The sequence below is a fragment of the Methylomonas sp. MgM2 genome, assembly GCF_054172045.1.
On record NZ_JBSYXO010000026.1, the window covers coordinates 12,529 to 24,804 of the forward strand.

The window sequence follows — 12,276 nt, forward strand, 5'->3', positions numbered from 1 at the left end:
GCCCCGCCATCAAACCTCGACTCCACCGCCTCATTCTCCGGCCCAAGCCAAAACTGCGCCACCATCTTGAATCGCGGTTAGGTTCAGCTAATCCCGCAAGTCTTCCGCCATGGCGTAATGTCGCTTGTCACCATCCCGCAAAGCCGGATCATAGGTTTCGAACTGATTGACGTTGACGATCTTGTCGGTATCGACATCTACACCCAGCAGATAATAGGCCTGGGTAGCTTGCAGGCTGTCGGCCAGCCAACGCAAAGAGTGGCCTTGCATAGTCGACCCGCTGCGAGATCACTCGCAACGGGTCGTCTGCGATCAACACGGCATCGATCGGATACAAGTTATGGCGCATCCGGCTCTCGCCGACCGAACGGGCCTTTAGGCGCCGGGCACCTCGACGAATTCGTCGTAAGCAATATCGAAGGCAGCTAGGCCACTTCCACGTTATCGGCTTTGCTTTGATAGCTATCCATTTGATCGAAATTCAAGTAACGGTAGGTATCGGCGCTGTTGGCGTCTATCACCGATGCGTATTGCATGTATTCGGTCACCGACGGGATCTTACCCAGCAACGAGCAGACGGCGGCCAGTTCGGCGGAAGCCAGGTAGACGTTGGCGCCGGTGCCCAGACGGTTGGGAAAGTTCCGGGTCGAGGTCGACACCACGGTGGCGTTGTCCGCCACCCGGGCTTGATTGCCCATGCACAAGGAACAGCCAGGCATTTCGGTGCGGGCGCCGACCTTGCCGAAAGTGCCATAATAGCCTTCTTCGACCAACTGGCTTTGATCCATCTTGGTCGGCGGCGCCACCCACAAGCGGGTCGGCAAGGCTCCGGCTTTTTCCAGCAGCTTGCCGGCAGCGCGGAAATGGCCGACGTTGGTCATGCAAGAGCCGAGGAACACCTCGTCGATCTTGGTACCCGCCAATTCGGACAAGGGCTTGATGTCGTCCGGATCGTTGGGGCAAGCCAGCAGCGGCTCGGTGATCCGGTTCATGTCGATCTCGATGACTTCGGCGTATTCGGCGTCCGGGTCGGCTTCCATCAACACCGGATTTTCCAGCCATTCCTGCATCGACTTGATGCGGCGCTTGATGGTTCTGGCATCGCCGTAACCTTCGGCGATCATCCATTTTAGCAGCGTGATGTTGGAATTAAGATATTCGCGTATCGGCGCCTCGTTCAGCTTGATCGTGCAGCCGCCGGCGGAACGCTCGGCCGAGGCGTCGGACAATTCGAAAGCCTGTTCCACTTTCAAATCAGGCAAACCCTCGATTTCCAAAATACGGCCGGAGAACACGTTTTTCTTGCCTTGCTTGGCGACGGTCAGCAAGCCGCGTTGAATCGCCGCATAAGGAATCGCATTGACCAAATCGCGCAAAGTGATGCCCGGCTGCATCTTGCCGGTGAAACGCACCAGCACCGATTCCGGCATGTCCAGCGGCATCACGCCGGTCGCGGCGGCGAAGGCCACCAATCCCGAGCCGGCCGGAAACGAAATGCCAATCGGGAAGCGCGTGTGCGAATCGCCGCCGGTGCCGACCGTGTCGGGCAGCAACATGCGGTTCAACCAGGAATGAATGATGCCGTCGCCTGGCCGCAGCGACACGCCGCCGCGAGTCATGATGAAATCCGGCAAGGTATGCTGCATTGTGACGTCGACCGGCTTGGGGTAAGCCGCGGTATGGCAGAAGGACTGCAACACCAAATCGGCCGAGAATCCCAGGCAGGCCAGGTCTTTCAACTCGTCGCGGGTCATGGGCCCCGTGGTGTCTTGCGAACCGACCGTGGTCATATGCGGCTCGCAGTAGCTGCCGGAACGCACGCCCGGCACGCCGCAGGCCTTGCCGACGATTTTTTGCGCCAGCGTATAACCCTTGCCGGTGTCCGCCACGTCGGCCAGTTTTTTAAAAACATCCGATGCAGGCAAGTCCAAGGCCTTACGAGCACGCGTCGTCAGGCCTCGGCCTATGATCAACGGTATCCGGCCGCCGGCCCGCACTTCGTCCAAAATCACTTCGGTTTTCAGCGAAAATTTGCAAACGATTTCATCGCTACCGTGGCGTTTGATCAAACTTTGATAGGGGTAGATGTCGATCACGTCGCCCATGTTCATATTGCTGACGTCGCACTCGATCGGCAAGGCGCCGGAATCTTCCATGGTGTTGAAGAAGATAGGCGCTATCTTGCCGCCGATGCAAACGCCGCCGGCGCGCTTGTTCGGGATATACGGAATGTCGTGGCCCATGTGCCACAGCACCGAATTGGTGGCGGATTTGCGCGACGAACCGGTGCCGACCACGTCGCCGACATAGGCCACCGGAAAGCCTTTGGCCTTCAGTTCTTCGATCTGTTGTTCGGCGTTGCTGATGCCTTCGCGCGGCATCTTCAGCATGGCCTTGGCGTGCAACGGAATGTCCGGCCGAGACCAGGCATCGGGCGCCGGCGACAAATCGTCGGTGTTGGTTTCGCCGCTGACCTTGAACACGGTGACGGTGAGTTTCTCCGGCACTTCGGCTTTGCTGGTAAACCATTCGGCCTCCGCCCACGATTGCAGCACTTGTTTGGCAAAGGCATTGCCGGCCTCGGCCTTTTCCTGTACGTCGTGGAAAGCGTCGAACATCAGCAATGTGTGCGACAAAGCCTTCGCCGCGATTTCGGCCAATTCGGGCTTATCCAAGAGTTCGATCAAGGGCGCGATGTTGTAACCGCCGAGCATGGTGCCGAGCAACTCGGTAGCCTTTTCCGCCGAAACGATGGGCGACGACGCTTCGCCCTTGGCGACCGCCGCCAGGAAACCGGCCTTGACGTACGCCGCTTCGTCGACGCCGGCCGGTATCCGGTTTTCCAGCAAATCCAGCAAAAAGGCTTCTTCGCCTGCCGGCGGATTCTTCAATAATTCGACCAAGGCGGCGGCTTGTTCGGCATCTAACGGCTTAGCGACGATGCCTTCCGCAGCGCGTTCGGCGACATGTTTACGGTATTGTTCAAGCATGGGATTTATCCTGGTAATAACGGTCGATCCAAGTTGGAGACCTGTCAAAAGAAATTCAATTACGGCGTTGCCTGATCGGCGCTATTAGCCTGCCGTTCAAGCAGATAAGTCGCGACATCGTCGTTTTCCACCCTGGCGTAAATATCGGCCACGGCGAGCGTCAAATCGATCGATTCAAAACGGACATCGTCGCCCAAAAAATAATGGTTGGATATCCAGCCTTCGTTGCGGCGGCAAACCTCGACGTCGACGATGTCCTGCTCGATCAAGACGTATTCTTGCAAGGTGGGAATCGACTGATAAACCTGGCGCTTGACGGTTTCATCGATGCGCCGGGTGGATTTGGACAGCACTTCAACCACTAAGACCGGCGTTTCGGTGTAATACTCGTGCGACACCGGATCGTCGCAAACCACCATCGCATCCGGATAAAACAGATAATTGCCGGCCTTGATTTTTAAATCGGAGGAGAATGGTTCGCATGGTTTATCAAGCAAGTGATTTCCCAACATCCGTGAAATATTGAATGCGATCCTTTCATGATTGCGGCTGGCACCGGACATGGCATAGACATGTCCATCCAAATACTGATGCTTCACGTCCGCGGACAACTCGTCCCGCAAATAATCTTCCATCGAGATACTATGCGTTTCAAATTCGGGTCGCGCGCTCATAACCGCCCTCCTCCAATCAAATCATGCCATCGCGTCAACGATGGCTTGCCCCATCTCTTTAGTACCGCAAGTGCTGTTCGGGTTCAAATCCGGTGTGACATATTTGCCTTCGTTGACGACTTTCTCGATGGCGTGTTGCATGCGGTGCGCGGCGTCGTGCTCGCCCAAATGATTCAACATCATCACGCCGGCCATCATCACCGCGGTCGGGTTGGCGATGTTTTTCCCGGCGATATCCGGCGCGCTGCCGTGCACTGCTTCAAACAAGGCCGCGTCGGCGCCGATGTTGGCGCCCGGAATCAAGCCCAAGCCACCGACCAGGCCGGCGGTCAGATCGGACAAAATATCGCCGAACATATTGGTCGTGACGACGACGTCGAATTGTTCCGGCTTCATGACCATGTGCATACAGGCTGCGTCGATGATTTTTTCGTCGAACTCGATATGCGGATATCTTTTCGCGACGTCGCGGGCGGTATTCAGGAACAAGCCTTGGGTGTATTTCAGGATGTTGGCCTTGTGGCAAACCGTCACTTTCTTGCGGTCGTTGTCCACCGCGTATTTGAAGGCGTAATCGACGATGCGCTCGGAGCTGTTTTTCGTGACGACCGCCAGACTCTCGGCGATGTCTTTTTCCGGCGTCAGGTAATGCTCCAATCCGACGTACAGCCCCTGGGTGTTTTCGCGCACCACGACGATATCGACGTCGTCGTAGCGGGTTTTAACCCCCGGCCAGCTCTTCGCGGGCCGCACGTTGGCGTAAAGATCGTATTTCTTGCGCAATTCGACGTTGATGCTACGGAAACCCTCGCCCACCATCGTGGTCAACGGGCCTTTGAAAGCCACGCGGGTTTCGGCGATGGAGTCCATGGTCGCATCCGGCAACGGCGTACCGGTTTTTTCGTAAGCCGACATGCCCGCTTCCGCTTCCTGCCAGCGGATATTCGCGCCGGCCGCATCGATCACGGCCACCGCCGCGTCCATAATCGAAGGACCAATACCATCACCTTTAATCAACGTGACGTTGTGCATTCAGTATCTCCTGAGTCTATTCAAAAGTCTAATCATAACAGTTTCCGCCTCTGCAGGCAGCCGGTCTCCCGGCCGCGCGATAAAGCCGGCATCCACCTTGAGTTGCTGAAGCAAATTTCGTACCGGTCATTCCATGGCAATTAATGTCCGAAATGGATGCCGGACCATGCTAAAAAGGCATACCGATGCACCAAAACTGTTAGTTAGGCTACCGATCTGGTGCGCAATTCGGCGATTGAGCGATTGTCGGATAAAATGGCCGGACCTGACGATTATTAAGCGACTACCATGATCACAGTGCAAGACCTGATCTTTGAATATCCGGGAATCAGGGCTCTGGACAACTTAAACTTCCAGGTCGCCGAAAGCAGTATTACCGCCCTGGTCGGCCCCAACGGCGCAGGCAAGACCACCCTGCTACGCTGTATCGCCGCGTTGGAACGGCCGGTAAAAGGTTCCATCAACGTCGCCGGTATCGACGTCTTGGAACAGCCGCGCGCATGCCATCGCATCATCGGTTATTTGTCGGATTTTTACGGTCTCTACCAACGCCTGACGGTAAGACAATGCCTGCACTTCGTCGCCAGGGCGCAAGGCATCGCCGAAATCGATTGCGAGGCCGCCATTTCCGAGGTCAGTCGCAATCTCAAGGTAGAAGACCGGCTGGAAATGCGTCCTTCCGAACTGTCGCGCGGGCTGCGCCAACGCGTCGCCATCGCCCAAGCCATCATACACAAGCCCCGTCTGCTGCTGCTCGACGAACCGGCCTCCGGCCTCGATCCCGAAGCGCGCCACGAACTGGCGCAACTGTTTTTATATCTACAAGGACAAGGCCTGACGCTATTGGTGTCGTCCCATATCTTGGCCGAACTGGAAGCTTATTGCACCGATATGCTGGTACTGCGTGGAGGCCGTATCATCGAACAAACCGGCCTATCCAACGCCTCGCCCAGTCAGACCTATAAACTATCGCTGGCCGAACCTTTCCATGCGTTATCCCCAGTCTTGCAAGCGATCGAAGGCGTAGGTGTAGTGAAAATAGAACAAAACCAAACAGCTTGGCTGCGAGTGCCTGACGATGAACGGCAGCGGCATGTCATTTTAAAAGCCCTGCTGGCGCACGGCCTGCCGGTGTGCGAATTTAGCCGCGATTCCCGGAATCTACAAGAGGCTTATTTACAAACCATAAGGCAATCGCTATGAATTTAAACCCGGAATTTCAGCGCCAGCTTTATTTGGAAGCTTCGCCAGCCCGTTTAACGGGTGTGCCTCTAGTCTTGGGCACTATTTTTACCTTCACTTATTTCATTGACGGAGACCGCTTGGGAAACCTCACGGCCAAAACGGCATTGACCTTGTTCATGCTGGCTTCCTTGCTTTGGGGCGCGCGCCAAACGGTCGACAGTATCATGGACGAATACCGCGAACATACCTGGGACGTCCAGCGCCTATCTGCATTAGGTCCGTGGGAAATGACCTGGGGCAAACTGCTCGGCAGCACTATCATGGTCTGGTACAGCGGCGCATTCTGCTTGCTGACCTACAGTTTGGCAAGCAGCGCCGACCAGCAACTGCATTTGCTGTTTTTTTATTGCATTTGTGCCGCATTATTGGTTCAGAGCGCCGGGCTCTTGTTCGGTTTATTGGCCGTGCAACGCGGCCAAACCAAAGGCGGGCCCATCTTTGTATTGGCCATAATCGGTTTTTTATTGATCGCACCACGGTTAACCGACCTCTCCCAGGTCCGGTATTACACTCAGACCCTATCGATGGTCGATTGGTACGGCATATCGATTGATAGCGGTCAATTTCATCGCATCAGCCTTTTGTTAGCCTTATTTTGGTGCAATATCGGCAATTACCGATTATTTGCGCAAGCGTTGGGCATAAGCACCCTACCCTGGGCCTGGTTCGGATTCATGCTGTTTGCGATCGTATACCTAGGCGGCTTGATCCCCAACGCTTCGTATCCGTTTTCATTGGCCAGCTTCGCTGTTTGCGTTGCGCTCACTTATGTGGGTATTTTGGTCGAGCGCAACGACGCCATGCGTATCAAACGGGTGCTGACTTATTTCTCCGAGCGAAATTGGCTACGATTCGGTGAGGAATTACCGGTTTGGTTTGTAAGTCTGGTAATGATTTTGCCGTTTGCTTTCTGGTTAAGCTTCAACGAGCAACCGTTGCGCCAACTCGGCATCACCTTCAATTTTCATTTCTATCCTTTGGCGATTACGCTGATTCTACTAAGGGACTGCGCGATTTATTTATATTTTCTGTACGGACAAAATCCGCAACGGGCGTTCAATCTGACGCTGCTAAGCGGCGTATTGCTATATGGCGTTCTTCCGGGAATTTTTAAAGCCATCGGCCAAAACGGTTTGGCGGCCTTGTTTTTTCCGCTTTGGGCGGAGTCGGCTATGGGTGCTTTGATATGCGCTGCGCTGCAGACAGGGATCATGCTTAACCTGCTGTATCAGCGCTGGAGGTTAAAAGCTGCCGCCGTTTTGGGCGAGTCTCTTTGACAGTCTGTCGATCAATCTCATCGACCGGCAGCACCCGCAATTTTCGGTAGAACAAAAACGGAGCCTCACCTAATCTCAGCGGGGAAATTTGCTGCCAACTCTTGCGTGGGCGGCCCAATCTCGTCCGCTTCGACTCGGTTTTCATAATTTTCAGCGTGAATTTTTTATCAACAAACAAGGATGCCTGCGGAACCTCATCCCTTAAAAACTGAACAATTTTTGTCTTACATGTCTCGGTAATTTGGGTATTCCCCGGCCTGAATAATAATTGCTTTCCTTGCTCTGTTGGCGATGTTATATTATAACAACACAAACCATTAACGGACCTTAAAGTATCCATGCCAAATGCAAGTCAACCGCTTATTCCCGCGTAAATGTTTTGTTCGAGATATGTGAAGATATAACATCAGGTCAACACACATGATTAAAGCCCAAAAACTCATTTTACTTGCCGCATCTGCCGGCTATGTTTTGTCCGCCCAAGCCGATGATCAAGCCGCCATTGAGCTCGAACCGATGATCATTACGGCCCCTTTACCGGTGAAACTATCGGAAAGCGCCACACCGGTAACGGTTTTAAGCGGTGAAGAATTAGAGATGAAAACCGGCCACAGCATCGGCGAAACCCTAAAAAACGAACAAGGTATTACTAACGAATCATTCGGCCCCGGAGTCGGGAGACCTGTCATTCGCGGACAAACCGGACCTCGCGTACGCGTGTTGAACAATGGCATCGGCAGCAACGACGCTTCGACGATCAGCCCGGACCACGCCGTCAGTGTAGAACCCTTGCTCGCCGACCGCGTCGAAGTATTGCGAGGCCCGGCAACCCTGCTCTATGGCAGCGGTGCGATCGGCGGCGTGGTTAACATCATCGATAACCGCATTCCCGGAACGATACCCGATAAGATTTTAGGCGGTGCTTTGGAACAACGCTTCGACTCCATCAGTGACGAGACCACCACCGCGATGAAATTGGATGGCGGAAAAGGCAACATCGCTTACCATCTGGACGGCTTTTATCGCCATCGCGACAACCTGGGCATCGCCGGCGAAGCCATCGACACCGCCAACGTAGCGATTACCGATCCGTCGCTCGACGTGGTGGATAACTCACGAGGCTATATAAACAATACCGGTGCCGAAGCCATCAGCGGTTCGGCCGGGATGTCGTGGATAGACGATTTCGGCTTTGCCGGCGCATCGATCAACAACATCAACAACAATTACGGGATTCCTCCGGACGGCACCGGCGAAGAGACCGTACAAATCGCTATGCGGCAAAACAAATACGACTTCAAAAGCGAATTGAACAACCCGTTCCGGTTCGCCAAAACGATACGCGCCAGACTGGGTTACACCGATTACCAACATACCGAAATCGCTAATGGCGAACCCGGTGCATTTTTCACCAACAAAACTTACGAAGGCCGCATCGAGCTAAACCATCACGATATCGGCCCGTTGAGCGGCGCCGTCGGTTTTCAAGCACAATCCAGCGATTTCAATGCCATCGAAAAACTCAGCGGCGAGAGCATCGTGCCCCGTTCGGATATTTCCAGCTACGGCGTATTCGCCTTGGAATCCTTCGATATCGGTCCGGTTACTTACCAGTTCGGTGCTCGCGTCGAACAGACCGACATTCGCCCGGACGGTTATCAAACTTTGAGTTACACACCGGTCAGTGCGTCGGTATCGGCTGTATGGACGCTTGACGACAGCAATAAGTTGAATGTAGCCATCACCCGTGCGTCACGAGCGCCCTACATACAGGAATTATTATCCGACGGCTATCACGATGCGACCCGTAGTTATGAAAAAGGCAGTTTGAGCTTAAAAGAGGAAACCTCGTATAACCTGGATGTAGGCTATCGTTTTAACAGCGACTGGCTGCGGGCCGAAATCGACTTATTCCACAATTGGGCTCAAAATTACATCTATCAGCACCGCACCGGCCAATTCGTTGACGAGGACGGCGCCCCTTGCGTCGTCGATTGCGTACCTGTAGTAGGCGTCGGTCAAGCCGATGCCGTCTTCAAAGGCTACGAAGCCAAATTGATTTTCCCAGTAATGGAGCATCGCGATAGTTTGTTGGAACTGACGTTGTTTAGCGATTATACCCGAGGCAAATTCAATTACGGCGCCGACGTACCGCGCATGCCGCCTTTGCGCTACGGCATGCAATTGGATTACAGCAAGGAGCAATTATCCAGCTATCTGCGCTTTACTCGCGTCGACTCCCAGCCTTACGCCGGCGAATACGAAACCTCGACAGCCGGTTATTTCCTGTTAAACGTCGGACTGAACTACCAGCTCAAGGCCTATCAGGACAGCAAACTAATGGTTTTTGCCAAAGGCAACAATTTGCTCAACCAAAACATCCGCAATTCGACGTCCTACTTGCGCAATTTCGCACCGGAAGCGGGTCGCGGCGCGGAAATAGGCTTTAGATTGAGTTATTAATCCCCCCCAACCTTCCTGGCGCGCCGTTAAGCGCGCCTTTTTTTGGTTTATTGATTGCTACAATATAACATCGCCATGATCAATTTAAATTCGTCTCAACCTAACAAACTGCCAGTCACCGTCCTATCCGGTTTTCTGGGCGCCGGCAAAACTACGCTGCTCAACCACATCCTGAGCAACCGCGAAAACCGGCGGGTAGCGGTGATCGTAAACGATATGAGCGAAGTCAACATCGACGCCGCATTGGTCAAAAACGAGGTACAACTGAATCGCGGCCAGGAAAAACTGGTCGAAATGAGTAACGGGTGCATTTGCTGCACCCTGCGCGAGGACTTGCTGACCGAGGTCGGCAAACTGGCCAAGGAAGGCCGCTTCGATTACTTGGTGATCGAATCCACCGGCATCGCCGAACCCTTACCGATTGCCGAAACCTTCACGTTCCGCGACGAGCAAGGCGTCAGCCTGTCCGACATCGCGAGGCTGGACACGCTGGTGACCGTGGTCGACGCGGTCAACTTCATGCGCAACTACCAGGAAGCCTTGAGTCTGAAGGAAGCGGGAGAAGCGCTAGGCGAAGACGACGAACGCAATGTCGCCGACTTGCTGGTCAATCAAATCGAATTCGCCAACGTGATTCTGATCTCCAAAATCGATTTAATTGGTTCGGCCGAAATCGCTAATCTGAAAGCCATCCTGCACAGCTTGAATCCGGATGCCGAGATCGTGCCGATAATGATGGGCCAAGTCAATCTGGCCAAGGTGCTGGATACCGGTCTGTTCGATTTCGATAAAGCCGAACAAGCGCCGGGGTGGCTGAAGGAGCTACGCGGCGAGCACATTCCAGAGACTGAGGAATACGGCATCAGCAGCTTTGTTTACAGTGCCCGCCGGCCGTTTCATCCCGAGCGTTTTTATCAACTCTTGCATGAAGGCGAATGGGAAAACGGCACGCTGCTGCGTTCCAAAGGCTTTTTCTGGCTGGCTTCGCGACCGGAACACGCCGGTAGCTGGTCGCAGGCGGGCGGCATCATGCGTCACGGTATGGCCGGGCGCTGGTGGGCTTCCGTTCCCAAAGCGCAATGGCCGGAGGAATACCTGCAAGACATCCGCGAACAATGGCAAGAGCCCTACGGCGACTGCCGTCAGGAATTGGTGTTCATCGGCCAAAACCTCAATAGCGAACAAATCCGCCGCGAACTCGACGCTTGTTTGCTAACCGATTCGGAACTGGCTGCCGGGCCGGAGAGCTGGCGCGCTTACCCCGATCCGTTTCCGGTTTGGTTCGCGTAATGAATACGAAACCGAACCGCTCAACCGGCCCTGAAATCTCGCCTCAACGCGATATTCACGGCCAAATATACACCTCTAGGAGATGAATTCGATGAAAATAACCAATACCGTTTCCGCAACCTTAGTCGCACTCGGTCTGAGCCTGTCGCCTTCGGCCTCTGCCCACGAATCCGATTTAGCCGGTTTTTACATTGGTATCGACGGAAGGTCTAGCATAACTTCCGGCACCTACAACGGCTTGGCCGAACCCAACGCCGGCAATCTGACCCTGTTATTCAATCACGGCAACCACTATCACGGGATTGGCACCTATAGTTACACAGGCCCGGCGGCATCGCCCACTGTCAACGATACCAACGGCAACAACCGCATACCGGAAATTTCTTCACTGGAAGCGCCGCTGTCGCTAACTTTGGGGTCGAGCATTTTATACGGCGACAAGTTGACCTCACAAAACAACCCATCCGAGTACGGCCACTTGACTTTCGCGCGAGTCGATGCCTTGACCGGTCATGAAGCCGGTAGCGAAGAGCAGATCCTGTTCAATAGCAGCGCCGACCGTTGGTCTAATTTATTGGGAGACACTTCGATCGGCTTGCAATTGCTCTCCTCCACCCCTGGCCTGTTCGTTGGCGACGAGCAAAATGACAACCTGTTCGCCAATGGCGACACCATCAGCCTGGACAGCTACTTAGACGACGAATTCGCGCCTATCTTCTGGACCGCCGCCAACGCCTTGCCGGGTACCTATTCTGCTGAATTCCGTTTGATTGGTCTGAATGACGCCAACATCAATTCGGGACGTTTTTATTTCGACTTTAGCCCCGTATCTGTACCGGTGCCGACTGCTGCGTGGCTATTCCTATCGGGCTTATTGGGACTGCTTGGCTTAACACGCAAACCAAATGCAACACCGGCTTGATTCCAACATGCAAACGGTTAATAAGCCAGTACTTCCCTGCTGCGGTTCGGAGACCCATATATGCCGATTTACCTGGTGCCTGCTTGCCGCACTCGCATAGAGCGAGCGCGGCCTTTTTTGATAGGTTTACCTGCATGCGGTTCATTTATGAATAACGCCGATAACTATTTACACCTGATCGGCGCCGAAGTGCTCATCATCCTCGGCATCGTCATCCCGTTGCTGGACGACAAGACCCACAAACATGCGCTGTCCAGCGTATTTGTGCTCGTGCTCGGTTTCATGCTGGCCCATTTCGTTTCGCATGTGCTCCCCAACCGCCTAGCCGATTTTATCTACAGCTCTCACCGGGATTACCGTTCTATGAAAGACCGAGGATAGCC

At 54.2% G+C, this 12,276-nt stretch carries 10 protein-coding genes; 6 read left to right on the top strand and 4 right to left on the bottom strand.

All coding sequences use genetic code 11. From position 1 onward, the window contains the following. Positions 1–87: 87 nt before the first annotated feature. From ACW73I_RS16940 to ACW73I_RS16955, 4 genes are all read right to left on the bottom strand, one after another. A complete protein-coding gene (locus ACW73I_RS16940) occupies positions 88–270 on the bottom strand; it encodes a hypothetical protein (RefSeq protein WP_458030610.1) in 183 nt (60 codons plus the stop codon). Between the two features lie 155 nt (positions 271–425). Then, the gene (gene acnB, locus ACW73I_RS16945; protein ID WP_458030611.1) at positions 426–2,990 is read right to left on the bottom strand and encodes a bifunctional aconitate hydratase 2/2-methylisocitrate dehydratase; all 2,565 of its coding nucleotides are present in this window, start codon (positions 2,988–2,990) and stop codon (positions 426–428) included. A 59-nt stretch (positions 2,991–3,049) separates the two neighbouring features. Beyond that, positions 3,050–3,664, bottom strand: a complete 615-nt coding sequence (locus tag ACW73I_RS16950) for a Uma2 family endonuclease (protein ID WP_458030612.1) — start codon at positions 3,662–3,664, stop codon at positions 3,050–3,052. Positions 3,665–3,685: 21 nt separating this feature from the next. Continuing rightward, positions 3,686–4,696, bottom strand: coding sequence for an isocitrate/isopropylmalate dehydrogenase family protein (locus ACW73I_RS16955; RefSeq protein WP_458030613.1), 1,011 nt, complete (start codon positions 4,694–4,696; stop codon positions 3,686–3,688). Between the two features lie 288 nt (positions 4,697–4,984). Here ACW73I_RS16955 and ACW73I_RS16960 point away from each other — a divergent pair, with 288 nt between their 5' ends. The 6 genes from ACW73I_RS16960 to ACW73I_RS16985 all read left to right on the top strand — a co-directional run bounded on the left by ACW73I_RS16960 (position 4,985) and on the right by ACW73I_RS16985 (position 12,274). Next, the gene (locus tag ACW73I_RS16960; protein WP_458030614.1) at positions 4,985–5,899 is read left to right on the top strand and encodes an ABC transporter ATP-binding protein; all 915 of its coding nucleotides are present in this window, start codon (positions 4,985–4,987) and stop codon (positions 5,897–5,899) included. Next, positions 5,896–7,218 (top strand): hypothetical protein, encoded by a 1,323-nt coding sequence (locus tag ACW73I_RS16965; RefSeq protein ID WP_458030615.1) that lies wholly within the window; start codon positions 5,896–5,898, stop codon positions 7,216–7,218. The genes ACW73I_RS16960 and ACW73I_RS16965 overlap by 4 nt, the downstream gene beginning before the upstream one ends. Positions 7,219–7,638: 420 nt before the next feature. Then, positions 7,639–9,681 (top strand): TonB-dependent receptor, encoded by a 2,043-nt coding sequence (locus ACW73I_RS16970; RefSeq protein ID WP_458030616.1) that lies wholly within the window; start codon positions 7,639–7,641, stop codon positions 9,679–9,681. A 75-nt stretch (positions 9,682–9,756) separates the two neighbouring features. Then, the gene (gene zigA, locus ACW73I_RS16975) at positions 9,757–10,971 is read left to right on the top strand and encodes a zinc metallochaperone GTPase ZigA (RefSeq protein ID WP_458030617.1); all 1,215 of its coding nucleotides are present in this window, start codon (positions 9,757–9,759) and stop codon (positions 10,969–10,971) included. A 91-nt stretch (positions 10,972–11,062) separates the two neighbouring features. Next, entirely contained in the window at positions 11,063–11,893 is an 831-nt protein-coding gene (locus tag ACW73I_RS16980; protein ID WP_458030618.1) for an all3515 family Zur-repressed PEP-CTERM protein, read from the top strand. A 147-nt stretch (positions 11,894–12,040) separates the two neighbouring features. Beyond that, positions 12,041–12,274 carry a hypothetical protein gene (locus tag ACW73I_RS16985; protein WP_458030619.1) on the top strand — a complete coding sequence of 78 codons (234 nt, stop codon included), beginning with the start codon at positions 12,041–12,043 and terminating at the stop codon, positions 12,272–12,274. Positions 12,275–12,276 lie beyond the last annotated feature (2 nt).